This is a genomic window from Flavobacterium sp. N502540, assembly GCF_025947365.1.
Lineage (GTDB): Bacteria > Bacteroidota > Bacteroidia > Flavobacteriales > Flavobacteriaceae > Flavobacterium.
Genome location: NZ_CP110012.1, coordinates 360,317 through 375,557 on the forward strand (window position 1 = coordinate 360,317; position 15,241 = coordinate 375,557).

Genomic DNA, 15,241 nt, shown 5'->3' on the forward strand with positions numbered 1-15,241 from the left:
AAAGACTTTAACATTTCCTTCTACAATTTCAATAAAGCAAAAATAGCATACGAGACTTTAAAAGACAGCGCTAATATTGTATTCTGTCTTACCAAAATGGCTTCTATACAGCAAATCAACGGTGATTATTATGGAAGCAAAGAAACACTTACTGAAACATTACCCTATATTAAAAAGAGAGATATTTACACTGTTTCTATAAATACTTTTTTTGGTATTGCAGACAAGGAACTTTCACTTTATAATGATGCTATTTATTATTATAGAGAAGCAATGAAAGATTGTACAGATTCGATAACAAAACAAATCCCTTTGAGCAATATTGCTGTGGTATACATTCAGCAAAAAAAATATGATGATGCAATTACTATTTTAGAATCTATTCTTAACAAAGTACGAAATACAAAAACCACAATATTAAGCAAAGCAAGAATTAAAGATAATCTAGGTTTTGCATATTTTAAAAAAGGTTTAAATGACAAAGGTCTTTCATTGATGAATGAAGGACTTGAGATGAGGAAACAGGATGATGATACTTATGGAAGTATTGAAAGTAATCTTCACTTAGCAGAATATTACACTAAAATAGACTCTAAAAAGACGAATAAACATGCTTTAGAAGCTTATAAAACTGCCTCAAAACTAAACAGTATTGACGAACGTTTAGAAGCGTTGGCACTTTTAATGACAAATGATCTTATTAATAATACTGAATATGCTCGAAAATTTGTTTTATTAAACGACAGCATCATCAAAATCAGAAATAATTATAAAAACAAATTTGCCAAAATCAAATACGACTCTAAAAAAGAAAAAGATGAAAATCAGAAACTTCGTTTAGAAAGAGCCGAGAACTTAGTTGCTCTTAAAGAAGCTGAGAAAGAAAAAGTTATTTTATTTTCCGGTATTATTGCCACTTTAATATCTCTTGTTTCCTTAGGTCTTTATTTAAGAAAACGCTATAAACACAAAACGCGTCTTGCAGAAATAAAAATAGCATACAATACCGAAACCCGAATTGCCAAAGACATTCATGACGAATTAGCAAATGATGTTTTTAATACCATCACCTTTACACAAACACAGCCCCTGGAAAGTACCAATGTAAAAGAAAATCTAATCCAAAAATTAGATCAGATCTACAATAGAGTACGCGGAATTTCAAGGGAAAATAATGAAATTGATACTAAAGCAAATTACGCTGTTAACTTAAAAGAAATGCTCTCCACTTATAACAGTCCCAGTACCAATGTCATTATTAATAATATTGAAAAAGTAAACTGGGACTTGGTTGATGATATCAAAAAGGTTGCCGTACATAGAGTTCTACAGGAATTAATGGTAAACATGAAAAAGCACAGCGAGGCATTAGTAGTCGTTTTGAAATTTGAAAATACTGCCAACAAAATACTTATTGAATATTTTGACAATGGTAAAGGCTGTAAAAAAGATAAAATAATTAAAAATGGCCTTCAAAATATGGAAAACCGTATTCTGGCCACAAAAGGAACTATTACTTTTGACACTGAACCCCATAAAGGTTTTAAAGTAAAAATAACACTCCCTAAATAAATAACTTATGTTTAAAAAAGTACTAGTTGCCGAAGATCTTGATACTATGAATTTAGGAATTGAACAAGTTTTAAGAGATTTGGATATTACCAATTTTCAGCAATCAAAATATTGCGATGAAGCCTTTCTCAAAATACGGAGAGCAATTCAGGATGATGAACCATATGACTTATTAATTAGCGATCTTTCCTTCAAGACTGATCATCGCGAAGTAAAAATTGCTAACGGAGATGAACTGGTTCAAAAAGTACGTGAATTACAGCCCAATATTAAAATCATTGCTTATTCGGTCGAAGATAAAAGTTATCGCATCAAATCACTTTTTGAAGATGCAAAAGTGGATGCTTTTGTATTAAAAGGTCTCAACAGCATTCAAGAACTGAAAAAAGCAATTCACCTTATTTTTACTTCAGATCAAAAATTTATTTCGCCCGAGGTTGCTTCTGCACTTCAGGAAAAAAATAATTTTGAAATCGATGATTTAGACATACTCATTCTAAAACATTTATCGCTCGGAACTCTTCAGGATGATATCATAGAAACGTTTAAAGAGATGGGGATAAAACCCAATAGTAAAAGCGCAATCGAGAAAAGAATTTCGAAACTGAAAGACTTTTTCAAAGCCAATAACACCATTCATTTGGTTACCATTACCAAAGACATGGGAATTATTTAAAAATACTTGGTTCCTAACCTTTTCAAAGCTCCTTCGGGAGCTTTTTTTATGGCCTGAAGATAAATTTTATGAATTATGGTTTTCCGTAAAATACTGGTTTTGATTGGTTTTACTTTTGAAATATTAAACATTAGTACTAATTAAAAACCTTTAAAATCATGAAAGATTATTACGTTAACAACAACGCTCAGTCAAACAGAGATCATGAAGTTCACACAGCTGATTGTCGCTACTTTAAAAGTATTGTCAGTAAAAAATACTTAGGTCAATTTTCCTCCTGTAAACCTGCTGTAGAAGAGGCCAAAAGAACATATCCAAAATCTAATGGCTGTAAAACGTGCTCTGAAGAATGCCACAAAAGCTAACTAACCATGGGCTTTCGATTTCAAAAAAGAATAAAACTCGGAGGAGGTTTAGGTCTAAACCTAAGTAAATCCGGAATTTCTCCCAGTTTAAGAACAAAAATGGGAACATTTAGCAAAAGTGGTTATTCTGTGAAAACCGGAATATCAGGATTACGATATCAAAATAGCGGATGCATTACACTAATTGCATTTACAGGAATCATATCATTTTTAATTTTTACAATAAAACATTTATAATTATGGGATACAGAAAAGGTTACTTTAAAAAAGACGGAACATATGTCCAAGCACATTTTACCAATACAAGATCAAGATCTTATTCAAAAAAGAATAACGGATGTATGTTAGTATTACTTATATCGATGACATTTGGATTAGCTGCTTCTTGTTCAGAATCATCAGAATCATCAGATTTACCGGATACGACTGGTAATTCCTCAAACTCAAATTGTCCTACTAAAACTTGTGGTGATTTTACCACTCAGGCACAAGCTCAGGCTACTTATGACAGTAACAGAAATTGTTACAAAAACCTCGATCGGGACGGCAACGGTAAAGCTTGCGAATCTTTAAAATAAATAATGATAAACGATGATAACACTAGAACTTAAGAGCCACTTTTTGAGATTGTATCAAATGGCATTATCCGACGATCAGTTTGACGTACTAGAGCTGCAAATGTTATATCACTTTGCAGACGAACGAGGAATTCCCAGAGAGGAATTGGACAAACTTTTTCTAAATCCAATTAGCACAGAATTAAGTATTCCTGAAGAAGTAAACACCAGAATAGAGTATCTGTATGATTTTACAAGAATCATTTGGGCCGATGGAAAAATCACTGAAGATGAACTTAATATGCTCAAAAAATATTGCAGGAAATTTAATTTCCGGGATGAAAACATTAATGAGCTCTCCGATTACCTCATTGATTGTGTTCAAAAAAACATCGGAAAACAAGAAATTATTAATCAGCTAAATTCCTAACTAATGAAATCACTTACACAACTATTTAGTTTAAAAAAAGCAGACGATACTCAGGCTAATACTCTTGAGGAAAATGAAAATGATCGCGAGCAAATTAGAATAACCTATTATCAAAGTGGGTTTGCAGCCTCTATAAAAGCAACAGGGAAACCAATTGTTCTTAAAGCCTGTTTGCAAAATTTGTATATGAGTTTTGAAGACCAGTGCCGAAAACAAAAGCTGGAGCAAGACCGATTAAAGCAGCCTTACAAAGAAGAACAGGAAAAAAACAGAACCGAACTAAAAAAATCGGAAGCAGCCATTGGTATTTATGAAAAAAAGGAGCAAGATATAAATGATGAAATCGATCAGATCAAAGAGGAAATAATCGAAGTAAAACGCAATCCTGATAAATACGGAATTGAAGATGGAAAAGGCCTTAAAGCCCAATTCTATATTGGTTTGTTTCTATTACTTCCAATTACACTTTATGTACTTGTGTTTTATATTTCGGCATCCTACTCTGCCTTTTTCAAAGAGTTTGCCAATGATAGTCTCACAGCTGCTATTTTTGATGCAAACGCTTTAACCAATTCTTTTAAAGCAAGCTGGCTTGAGGGGGTTTTGGTCATTACTATTCCCTTTGTTTTTATGGGATTGGGATATGTAATTCATATGGTACAAAAAGGAAAAGGCATAAAAAACATTTTAAGAATGATTGCTTTATTTGTCACCACCTTTTTATTTGATGCTTTACTGGCCTATCAGATTGAGAAAAAAATATATGAATTTAATAAAACTACAGATTCCGCTCCCTACAACCTGAACATTGCATTAGGTGAAGCTGAATTTTGGATGATTATCTTTGCCGGATTTGTGGTATATATCATTTGGGGCCTTGTTTTTGATTTTGTCATGAAAGAATTTGAAAACATTGATAAAATCAGAGCTTTCATCAGAGGCAAAAAAGAGAACCTTCTCGATTTAGACAAACTAAAAGCAGAATATCTGAACAAAATCAATGATTTCAGACAACAGATTGTTACCATCAACGGAAAAATTTCAGAATTACAATCTAAAATAGACGGTTTTGTGTTTCCTGTAAAAGAATATCTTCATTATCATCATCAATACAAAGAAGGATGGTTTCAGGCCATTAATACTGAAATAGCATTGGCGCACAACGAAAAAAGCGAATTATTAGAAAACTGTGAAAGATTCTCTGAAGAACACTTAAGTAAATTGAACTTAGTTGATCCTGATTTTCAACTTTTAGTCTATTCCAAAAACTAATAGCAATGAAAAACAATCTTACCCTAATGGCAATTTTAGTATTGCTTACTTCAATCTTCTCCTGCAAACAGGAATCTGATAAAGGAGAAAAGGAAACCTCATCCAAAAATACTATATCAGAAAATTATAATATCAGTATCCTTCTTGATTTATCAGACAGAATCAGTCTGGAGAAAAATCCAAATCCAACAATGGAATATTTTCAGAGAGATCTGGGGTATATAAAATCTGCTTCTGAAGCTTTTACACAACATTTAAAATCTAAAAGAATAAGGCAGATTGATGATAGAATGCAACTGTTTTTCAATCCTGAACCTCTGGATCCAGAAATCAATACAACTGCCAAAAATTTGAGAATTGTTATGGATAAAAATAATGCTTCAAAAAAATTATTGAATTCTATAAATACAAATTATACAGCACAAACCTCAAAAATATATGATTCTGCCATAAAAGATAATCGTTTTATTGGCTCTGATATTTGGAACTTTTTTGATACCAAAGTAAAAGATCAATGTATCAAAAACGAATATAGAAACATACTAATTGTATTGACCGATGGCTATATGTATCATGAAAACACTGTAATAGCCGAAGGAAACAGAACCACTTATATTACACCTGAATTCATCCGAAAAAACAAACTAAATACCAAAGACTGGGATAAAAAATTACACGAACAAGATTATGGTTTTATTAAAATAGGAGAAAGTTTACCCAATCTCGAAATACTGGTTTTAGGCATTAATCCGGGTAAAAATAATCCATACGAAGAAAAAGTGATTAAAGCCTACTGGACAAAATGGTTCACTGAAATGAAAATAAACCGTTTTGAAATCAAAAATGCTGATTTGCCTTCCAACATGGATCAGATCATTAAAAACTTTATTCTGAACAAATCGTAAATCAACAAAACCAGAACATTTAAAGAGGAATTTTATCGTCCTCTTTTTTCTATTTATAAAAACTGCAACATTCTACCGAAATTTCTCCTCACATTATGGTTTTCCGTAAAATACAGGATACGAATGGTTCTACTTTTGAATCTCTAATTTAAACTATAGAACCAATGGAAATTAACCTTCAACTCAAATCATTAGCAGACAAAATCACACAGCTTAAAAGCAAAATTGACACTGAGGAATCTACCAAACATGCCTTTGTCCTGCCTTTCATTCATGCATTGGGATATGACGCATTTAATCCCCTGGAAGTTGTTCCGGAATTTACCGCTGACCTGGGCTTAAAAAAGGGAGAGAAAGTAGATTATGCCATCTTTCAAAATGGCGAGCCTATTATAATTGTTGAATGCAAAAGCTGGAAAGAAAACTTAACGGTACACAACTCACAATTGTTCCGCTACTTTCATGTCACCAAAACCCGGTTCGCTCTTTTAACCAATGGTATCAATTATCAGTTTTTTACTGATTTGGACGATCAGAACAAAATGGATGAAAAACCATTTCTGGAATTTGACATTACCAACCTCAAAGAAAACACGATCAGCGAAATTTCAAAGTTTCACAAAAGCAGTTTTAATGTTGATAATATCATTAGCAATGCAAGTTCATTAAAATACATCAAGGAAATCAAAAAGCAAATTAATGCAGAACTTGAAAATCCTTCTAACGATTTTACCAAACTTTTCGCCAGTAAAGTCTATACCGGAAGATTAACCGAAAAAGTAATGGATGAATTTAAAGATCTGGTTCAGAAATCCGTCAGTCAATATATTAACGAGAGAATTAACGATCGCTTAAATGCTGCACTGACCAAAGAAACGATCAAGCAACAGGAAGAACAGGCTGCTTCACCTGAAGAAGAAAGTAAAATCTACACCAGTGAGGAAGAATTAGAAGGATATCGCATTATTGTTGCCATCTTAAGACAAAAACTTCCGACAAGCCGAATCGTATATCGTGACACCCAGTCGTATTTCGGAATTTTATTAGACGATAACAATCGTAAACCACTCTGCCGTCTTCATCTTAACGGAGGAAAAAAATACATCAGTCTTTTTAATGATAACAAAAATGAAACAAAAACCGCGATTTCATCCATCGACGATATTTACCAGTTTGGGAAGGAATTGCTTGATACTGTTGGACTTTATGAAACCGAATAAAACTATTATTATGAAATACCTTCTAATCCTATCTCTCATAGTGCTAACCTCCTTTCGCCCGTTCGAAACCAAAGTATACATCTGTGGCTCAACAGGTGCTAAAAGATACCATTACAACGAAAACTGTCGCGGTCTGACTTCCTGTCGTAACGAAGTTTCCAAAGTATCTGTTAAACGTGCACAAGGCCTTGGACTCACCCTTTGCGGATGGGAAGATTGAGTTTTCAACACAAACAAAACTTATTTAATCATTTGATAATAAATACTTTACATTTAATTCACATTAGTTTTATTAATTTGAATAAAACTAAACGTTATGAAATTCTTTAATCTAAATTTTCTGGTTTCATTCAAAGAATGGCTTTTTTTAAGAGCGATGCAATCTTCTTTCCTGCATTAATAAATTACAATTTTAAAAAGGAAAGCACAATTGAATGAATAAAGTTGAGACCTCATTTTTGCACAAAAACCAATTTGGAGATGATTTCTTGTGGGGTGTTTCAACCGCTGCTTTCCAAATTGAAGGCGCACATGATACCGACGGAAAAGGTCCTTCTATTTGGGATGTTTTTACTTCTCAGAAAGGAAAAATAAAGAACGGACATCATGCTTCAACTGCTTGCGATTTTTATAATTCGTATCAAAACGATATCGATTTAATTCGCGAGCTGAATATTCCGAACTTTCGATTTTCGATCAGCTGGCCCCGAATCATGCCTGCCGGGGTTCCTCCAATAAATCAGGCCGGAATAGCCTATTACAACAAAATCATTGACGCACTGCTCCTAGCCGGAATTGAACCCTGGATTACACTATACCACTGGGATCTTCCACATAATTTAGAACTAAAAGGAGGCTGGACGAATCGCGAATCGGTTAACTGGTTTTCAGCCTACGTTGAAATCTGTGTGCAAAATTTCGGTGATCGGGTTAAAAACTGGATGGTAATCAATGAGCCCTCGGTTTTTACAGGTGCGGGGTATTTTCTGGGCATTCATGCTCCGGGAAAAAAAGGCATTACCAATTACCTGAAAGCCATGCACCATGTCACTTTAGCTACAGCAGCTGGTGCCAAAATAATACGAAATCGCATACCGGACGCTCACATTGGAACAACTTTCTCCTGCACACATATTGAACCCGCAACTCAGTCACCCAAAGACATTGAAGCGGCAAAACGAGTGGATACCTTGTTAAACAGAACTTTTATTGAACCTATTTTAGGATTAGGATATCCGCAGGCCGATTTACCCGTATTAAAGAAACTCAATGCTTATATTGTAGAAGATGATCTCAATAATTTGTCTTTTGACTTTGATTTTATAGGCCTGCAATGTTACACCCGTGAGGTTGTAAAATCGTCTCTACTCATTCCGTATATCGGTGCCGAACTAATCAGTGCCGAAAAAAGAAATGTCATTTCAACCGATATGGGATGGGAAGTTTACCCTCCTGCTCTTTACGAGGTACTTAAAAAATTTAATGCCTACAATAGCATCAAAAAAATCATTATTACCGAAAATGGCGCCGCTTTTCCGGATACTTTAAAAAATGGAAAGGTATATGACATTAAACGTACGCATTATATTCAGGACCATCTGGAGCAAATTCTGAAAGCCAAAAAAGACGGCCTCCATGTTGACGGTTATTTTGTCTGGACACTTACTGACAATTTTGAATGGGCCGAGGGTTACAATGCCCGTTTTGGATTGATACACGTAGATTTTGATACCCAACAAAGAACCATCAAGCATTCAGGATTATGGTTCAAAGATTTTTTATCTTAAAATAAACTCCGCAGAAAGTAATTTTTCTCCACTTCCCTTGACGAAATAAGCACAAATTTTATTGGCTCAAAAACTAAAAAATTCGACAACGAAATCGTATCAAATTTCTCTGTTAAAAAGCAAAAAAAACACCGAAAAACCTTGAATTCATTAGGTTTACTGATGTTTTTTTCTTATCTTTATAGTATAAATAACAGCCAATATATGCCGAAAAACACACTCTTTACACGCCTAAATTTTGTTTCAAAAAATGATTCATTTTACTTCTTCCTGCATTTTATTTTTCAAAATGCTTCTCCACTTTATTTCAAAACTATTCCGTTTGGTCTTTTTTCCGTACAAAGTATAAACGTGCAGAAGACACAAAAGCGACCGCCCCAACTGTAGCTGTAATTATTTTTCTGGGATAGATCTTCTTAACTATTTTTCTTGAGAGTACATACTTAAAATTATAGAAACGATTTCCTTTTTCGGGATAGCTTTCTACGAGGTTGCCTTCTTCTATGATCTCGACCTCAGCAGCGGCATTGATTTCGACCACACTTATCATGTGTTTTACGTCATTAATTCGGCACTTTTCATTGTACTTTTTAAAAGGACGTGGCTGAAAATCTATCAAAATTGCTGCCAGATTTATGGCATCAATATTTGATGGATCGGTCTCTCCTTTAAAGAAAGTTTCGATCGGTCTGAACTTATCTTTTTGTTCATTAAACTTATTTTTTCGTGTATGATCAAAATCTAAACACAATAAATTTCTAAACACGTTTAAATCGTCCTGAGTCGGGTTATTTTCAAAAATAATCCAACACAAGTCACGGAGCTTTGCGCGCGAAGGGTTGTACAAATAATCAAAGTATTCACCTTCTTTTTCGATCTCGTATTTGCTCTTAATCGCTTTTTTGTATTCTTCTAATGTCTGGCTATGCATGGTATTTTTTTGGGAATTTTCGGGAATTGTTGGGAATCTCAGGAAAACGAGGGAATTCTGGGAATCCCTTACCATTAAAGGCTTTAAAGTGTCTTTTCTTTGCCATAGAAATTAGTTCAAGTTTTATCTGCAGATTAAAACAAAAATATAAAACTAGTTCAAATTAACAGTGTAAAAAAAACCGTAAGACCGATTTTATTCGGGAAGTATAAAAAACGTCTTACTGTTCTACACATTGTACTTCCCAAAAACCAACTTGGTATTGCCCTAACCAACCTCCGGACTATTTCCGGTCAGCAATACTCATGTCTAATTTCTAAATCTAAATAAAATGAAAAAGCTAATATTTTTTATCGCTATCACGATACTATTCACTATGTTCTCCTGTACACCTGATGAATACGAAACTCCAACCAAACAGGAAAAAGAAAAAGCAATCATTCCTTCAAAATCAACTTTTGCTGACGGACCTGGTGATGGTACTGGAACAAAAGTACCGCCACCAACGCCAAAGGATTAATAAATAAATATTTTTAGTATTTAAATTAATTACTAATTTCGGGGAAAGTAAATTTATATGTTACGGTCCCCGTTTTTTTGTTTCATTCTCCTTCTTCTACTTTTTTCCTGTAAAGAAAAAAAGAATCTTAAAACTAACACCGAAGCTGTCCGGAAAGAGGCGCTCAGTTTACGGAACAAAGCCATTGAAAATCATGACAAACAAAACTTTAATATGGCTTTTGATCAATATTATAGATCAAAACAGCTTTATGAAACTTTAAGAGAAAATGGAAAAAAAGATAGTGCCAATATTGGGTACATACTTATCAGAATGGCAGAAATCCAGCAAGTCAATGGTGATTATTACGGTAGTAAAGAAACGATTACGGAAGCAATGGCATACTTTAAAAAAAGAAACATATATGCGGCAGATGTTAATAATAAACTAGGTATTGCTGAAAAAGAACTTTCTCAGTACAATGATGCTATTTATTACTACAAGAAATCTGTAAAAGATTTTCCAAATGCTGTACAAAAAATAGGTCCTTTATCTAATATAGCCCCAGTATACATTCAGCAAAAAAAATACGCTCAAGCTATTGCCCTTTCAGAGTTCATTTTTAGTACTAAATTATTGGAAGATAAATCTCAAATCTTCGAAAAAGCAAGAATTCAGGATAATCTCGGTTATGCCTATTTTAAGAGTGGAATGGATGAAAAAGGATTTGAGCTAATGAATGAAGCACTTCAAACCAGAAATAAAATTAAAGATACCTATGGGAGTATTGAAAGTTACCTGCACCTTGCCGATTACTATGCTAAAATAAACCTTAAAAAATCAGATGAAAATGCTCTTGCAGCCTACAGGGTCGCCACAAAACTAAACAGTGTAGACGAAAGGCTAGAAGCGTTCCAAATTTTAATTTCAAATGATCATAGTCCTCAAACCAGTAAATATGTTCAAAAATATTTCAAACTAAACGACAGCATCATCAAAGTTCGAAACAACTTTAAAAATAAGTTTGCCAAAATTAAATACGATGCTAAAATAGAGAAAGATGAAAATGCCAAACTTCGTTTAGAAAAAGCCCAAAATCAATTGTCTCTCCAAAGAGCTAAATATTTACGAATTGTATTTGCCATTGCTTTTGTTTTTTTTGTCATTCTAATTGTAATTGTAGTGCGTTACTATAAAAACAAGAACAAAGCAATTGAATTTAAAACCTCGTACATGACCGAAGCCCGGATTGCCAAAAAAATCCATGATGAATTGGCAAACGATGTCTATAATGTAATCGCTTTTGCCGAGTCACAGCCCTTATCTAAGGAAAACACCAGAGAAAATCTACTGCAGAAGTTAGATGATATTTACGGACGTGTAAGGGGAATCTCCAGAGAAAACAACAAAATTGAAACCGGAGCAGATTTTACTACAAGTATTAAAGAAATGCTTTCGACTTATAAAACCAACGAAAGAAATATTATTGTTACCAACTTAGAAAGCATCAACTGGGAAACGATTAACGAGACTAAAAAGATCACCATTAGTCGAATTTTACAGGAATTAATGGTGAATATGAGAAAACACAGCAATGCCAGTATTGTTGGGATAAAATTTGAAAATAACGAGAAATCAATCGCTATAAACTATACCGACAACGGTAAAGGTTTTGAAAAGGCCACTATTGCAAAAAATGGTCTGCAAAACATGGAACAACGCATCCAGGCCGTTAAAGGAACTATTACTTTTGATACAGCACCGGATAAGGGATTTAAAGCAAACCTATCTATACCTAAATAAAATTCAATATTACAATTTGACTATGTAATAACTTGTATAAAAAAAAAGCCTTTCAAGCTTACTCTCAAAAGGCTCTTTCCCTTCAAAAAACAGGTTAATAAAAAACTAATCCTGTATACTATTTCGTCATTTTAAGGCAAATAAATTTTAGTTTAAATTAGATACAATGTCTTTTTCCAAAATTTCAACGGCTTCTTTCCAGTTGTTTACTCTTATATGATGCGTTTGATTAACGTTATGAAATGCCGTAAACATAATTGGCTTTCCCATACAATGATCTAAATTTTTTCTGTGATCATCAATCATATAATCGGTATTGATAATTCGTTTGCTGCCACATAAAATAATATTTTCCCATGTGATAAAAGGAAAATGCTCCGCCAGCCAGGCTACTTTCTCCGCCAGTGATACCGGAAACTCTGTCGCAGCAGAAACAATAAATATTTCAAAGTTTTCCTGTAATCGACGTAAACTTTCAACTGCGTCAGGTATTACCGGCAGATTTCTGAAAAAATTATTTGCATTCAAAACTTTACGCAAAAGCACCCTGTCACTAAAAGCTTCTTCTTCGCTTAATCCCTGAATACTTTCTTTTGAAAGCGAGGTTCCGCTCTCTTCGTTATAATGTTTTATTAATTGTGCTTCAATGTCGGCAAGTACACCGTCCATATCGATGGCAATAGTTTTCTTTTTCATTTCGATTAATTTTGCAACAAATTTACGCAAATATTGCAAAGTATTGCAATTTTAACTTATTTTTGCAATATAAATTTGCACAACATGAAAAAAGAGGAGCGTCAAAAAGTAATTTTAGAATACCTGTCAAAAGAACATCGACTTACCTTACAGGAACTTAGCGTCTACTTAAATGTTTCTGAAGACACAATAAGACGGGATGTAAAAGAACTTTCGGATCAGGGATTGTTAAAGGCTGTTCGTGGAGGGGCGGTTGCCCCGTCTCCGATTCCGCTTCATTTTAGAAACAGAGAGAAACATGACCTTGAAAACAAAAAAATAATAGCCGAAAAAGCAATCTCTTATTTAAAAGACGGACAGGTTGTTTTTATCGATGGTGGAACAACTTCATTAGCTTTAGTGGCCAGTTTCCCTTATGATTTGAAAATAACGGTCATTACAAACAGTTTTCCTGTAGCGGCCCTAATTGAAGATTTACCCAATATCGAATTGATTTTTGCAGGAGGAAGAATGTGCAAAACTTCTTTCGCGACTGCAAGTATAGAAACCATAGATTTTTTTCGAAATTTTAGAGCCAACATTTGTATTCTCGGGCTTTGCAGCATCCATCACGAACGTGGTGTTACGGGAGTTTTACACGATGATTCTCAAATAAAAAGAAACATGATTCAGCACTCAGATTTTGTTATCGCTCTGGGCTCTATCGAAAAAGTAGGCACCGCCGAATCCTATTTTGTTTGTCCGATTAAAGATATTGACGTACTGGTAACCAATATTGATCCGAAGGATGAAACCTTAAAACCTTATCAAAATGCAGGAGTGACTCTTGTTTAAAAACTTTTTGGTTTCATTACGCACCATAACATCAGAATTATCCCCCTAAAAGTCCCTCTTTATTTCTGTATCCTACTATAAAATTTGCTTTACTATTTTTTATAACTTTACATCTATCAATAAATTAACCCTAAAAATCCATTCACTATTTGAAAATTAAACATCCGTAAAATGCAATTCCAATATTTTTTGCCATCAGAAATTCTGAAGCCTTATATCAAACATTACTATATTTTTGAATCAGATTCGAATAAGGAGTTTGAAGACACAGTATTTCCGAGTGGCGAAATGGAAATTATTTTCAATCTTGGTGATGGCATTTGGGAATCATTGGTGGACCAGACTTTCTACAAAACTCCAAAAATTGAATTATGGGGACAGATCACTAAACCTCTTGCCATAAAATCAAAAGGCAAACATACGATGTTGGGCATTCGGTTTTATACCCACACAGCAGCTTATTTTTTTAAGGATGAAATCGGAATATTCAACAATCAGATTTTCGATCTCGAGGATATAATTGGTAATCCAATAAAAAAATTGCAAGAACAGTTATTAGAAACGTCTGATATTAAAAAAAGAATCGAACTGATCGAAACATTCCTGATACAAAAAATCATAACAAACGATAAAAGATCGGATAAGATCGAAAAAGTAGCTCACATCTTATCAAGTTTACTCAACGACCCGACTGAAAGCAATATCAATAGTATTTCAGTAAAATATGGTATAACGCCCCGTTATCTTCATAAACTAGTCTTTCAGCATACAGGGCTCGCTCCAAAAGCATTTAATAAAATCAAACGTTTCCAACACAGTCTTAAGCTCATTAACACTACTGAATACCCCTTTACTTCTATTGCTTATGATTCCGGTTATTTTGATCAATCACATTTTATCAGGGATTTTAAATCCTTTACGGGAATTACGCCAACTTCCTATTTAGAGAACCAGTTCCCTATCAATCAATTAATTATCTAAAAAGAATATACTGCATTACAGAATTAATTCTTAGTACTTTAGAAACTAAGCCCTTAGTACCTTAATTTAAAATTCAGTTCCGATTTGTACAATTCAGACGTTTTTACCCTGACTATCTTTGACAAAAATAATAGTCAATCTAAAAACTTTATACTATGAATTCTTTTAATACTACATCAGAATTGAATCCAAAATCAACCTTTTTCTTAGTGCGTTTTTACGACGTATTTTTTAATCGAAACCTCCTTTATCTGACCTTAAAATTCATTGTAATTGTCCTATTGCTTTCCGGCTGTAATTCATCTTCAAAAAATGAAACCGCAGATTTAAGCGAAGCAAAAAAAGCAATACAGGAAAGCAATGCTATTTATTTTGATTCTTTTAAAAACAATGATCCATCCCTATTCATAGACCGATATGCTGAAGATGCTTCTATCTTACTCCCGAACGCACCACAAATTTATGGAAAAGAAGGTGCCGCCAAATTTTTCAGAAAAGCTTATGATGAATATGGCTTAAGAGGCGGAAAGTTTATCACCACAGCAGTATACGGTGACGGCATAGCGTATGTTACCGAAGAAGGATTGTGGCAATCTTTAAACTCCAAAGGCGAATTAATGGACGATGGAAAATTTTTGGTTCTCTGGAAGAAAACTTCAAAAGGCTGGAAAATGTTCAGAGATTCTTTTAGCAGTAATCGTGAAGCTAAATAA

General features: G+C 33.7%; 17 protein-coding genes. 15 read left to right on the forward strand and 2 right to left on the reverse strand.

Features of this window, described 5'->3' with window-relative positions; genetic code table 11:
* Positions 1-96: 96 nt before the first annotated feature.
* The 10 genes from OLM58_RS01555 to OLM58_RS01595 all read left to right on the forward strand — a co-directional run bounded on the left by OLM58_RS01555 (position 97) and on the right by OLM58_RS01595 (position 8,784).
* Positions 97-1,572 carry an ATP-binding protein gene (locus OLM58_RS01555; protein WP_319802360.1) on the forward strand — a complete coding sequence of 492 codons (1,476 nt, stop codon included), beginning with the start codon at positions 97-99 and terminating at the stop codon, positions 1,570-1,572.
* Positions 1,573-1,579: 7 nt separating this feature from the next.
* Complete coding sequence (locus OLM58_RS01560; RefSeq protein WP_264530934.1) at positions 1,580-2,248, forward strand: response regulator transcription factor; 669 nt, start codon at positions 1,580-1,582, stop codon at positions 2,246-2,248.
* 158 nt (positions 2,249-2,406) lie between these two features.
* Positions 2,407-2,613: a hypothetical protein gene (locus OLM58_RS01565; RefSeq protein WP_264530935.1), complete on the forward strand. Its 207-nt coding sequence runs from the start codon at positions 2,407-2,409 to the stop codon at positions 2,611-2,613.
* Between the two features lie 6 nt (positions 2,614-2,619).
* Positions 2,620-2,850, forward strand: coding sequence for a DUF4236 domain-containing protein (locus OLM58_RS22110; RefSeq protein ID WP_413614488.1), 231 nt, complete (start codon positions 2,620-2,622; stop codon positions 2,848-2,850).
* Positions 2,851-2,852: 2 nt separating this feature from the next.
* Positions 2,853-3,191, forward strand: coding sequence for an excalibur calcium-binding domain-containing protein (locus tag OLM58_RS01570; protein ID WP_264530936.1), 339 nt, complete (start codon positions 2,853-2,855; stop codon positions 3,189-3,191).
* 13 nt (positions 3,192-3,204) lie between these two features.
* Entirely contained in the window at positions 3,205-3,600 is a 396-nt protein-coding gene (locus tag OLM58_RS01575; protein ID WP_264530937.1) for a hypothetical protein, read from the forward strand.
* A gap of 3 nt (positions 3,601-3,603) precedes the next feature.
* Entirely contained in the window at positions 3,604-4,872 is a 1,269-nt protein-coding gene (locus tag OLM58_RS01580; RefSeq protein ID WP_264530938.1) for an ABC transporter permease, read from the forward strand.
* Positions 4,873-4,877: 5 nt separating this feature from the next.
* Positions 4,878-5,777 carry a hypothetical protein gene (locus OLM58_RS01585; protein WP_264530939.1) on the forward strand — a complete coding sequence of 300 codons (900 nt, stop codon included), beginning with the start codon at positions 4,878-4,880 and terminating at the stop codon, positions 5,775-5,777.
* Between the two features lie 164 nt (positions 5,778-5,941).
* Positions 5,942-6,997 (forward strand): type I restriction endonuclease, encoded by a 1,056-nt coding sequence (locus tag OLM58_RS01590; protein WP_264530940.1) that lies wholly within the window; start codon positions 5,942-5,944, stop codon positions 6,995-6,997.
* Between the two features lie 434 nt (positions 6,998-7,431).
* The gene (locus OLM58_RS01595; RefSeq protein ID WP_264530941.1) at positions 7,432-8,784 is read left to right on the forward strand and encodes a GH1 family beta-glucosidase; all 1,353 of its coding nucleotides are present in this window, start codon (positions 7,432-7,434) and stop codon (positions 8,782-8,784) included.
* A gap of 313 nt (positions 8,785-9,097) precedes the next feature.
* On the opposite strand, the gene OLM58_RS01600 is transcribed toward OLM58_RS01595, so the two are convergent.
* Entirely contained in the window at positions 9,098-9,790 is a 693-nt protein-coding gene (locus tag OLM58_RS01600; protein WP_264530942.1) for a hypothetical protein, read from the reverse strand.
* 256 nt (positions 9,791-10,046) lie between these two features.
* On the opposite strand from OLM58_RS01600, the gene OLM58_RS01605 reads away from it, so the two are divergent.
* Both OLM58_RS01605 and OLM58_RS01610 read left to right on the forward strand, forming a co-directional pair.
* Positions 10,047-10,235 carry a hypothetical protein gene (locus OLM58_RS01605; RefSeq protein WP_264530943.1) on the forward strand — a complete coding sequence of 63 codons (189 nt, stop codon included), beginning with the start codon at positions 10,047-10,049 and terminating at the stop codon, positions 10,233-10,235.
* A 213-nt stretch (positions 10,236-10,448) separates the two neighbouring features.
* Complete coding sequence (locus tag OLM58_RS01610) at positions 10,449-12,017, forward strand: ATP-binding protein (protein WP_319802361.1); 1,569 nt, start codon at positions 10,449-10,451, stop codon at positions 12,015-12,017.
* A gap of 147 nt (positions 12,018-12,164) precedes the next feature.
* Here the strand turns inward: OLM58_RS01610 and OLM58_RS01615 are convergent, their stop codons facing one another.
* Complete coding sequence (locus OLM58_RS01615) at positions 12,165-12,713, reverse strand: 5' nucleotidase, NT5C type (protein ID WP_264530945.1); 549 nt, start codon at positions 12,711-12,713, stop codon at positions 12,165-12,167.
* A gap of 84 nt (positions 12,714-12,797) precedes the next feature.
* Between OLM58_RS01615 and OLM58_RS01620 the strand changes: the two genes are divergently transcribed.
* The 3 genes from OLM58_RS01620 to OLM58_RS01630 all read left to right on the forward strand — a co-directional run bounded on the left by OLM58_RS01620 (position 12,798) and on the right by OLM58_RS01630 (position 15,241).
* The gene (locus OLM58_RS01620) at positions 12,798-13,547 is read left to right on the forward strand and encodes a DeoR/GlpR family DNA-binding transcription regulator (protein ID WP_264530946.1); all 750 of its coding nucleotides are present in this window, start codon (positions 12,798-12,800) and stop codon (positions 13,545-13,547) included.
* A gap of 171 nt (positions 13,548-13,718) precedes the next feature.
* A complete protein-coding gene (locus OLM58_RS01625) occupies positions 13,719-14,528 on the forward strand; it encodes a helix-turn-helix domain-containing protein (RefSeq protein ID WP_264530947.1) in 810 nt (269 codons plus the stop codon).
* Positions 14,529-14,683: 155 nt separating this feature from the next.
* Positions 14,684-15,241 carry a YybH family protein gene (locus OLM58_RS01630; RefSeq protein WP_264530948.1) on the forward strand — a complete coding sequence of 186 codons (558 nt, stop codon included), beginning with the start codon at positions 14,684-14,686 and terminating at the stop codon, positions 15,239-15,241.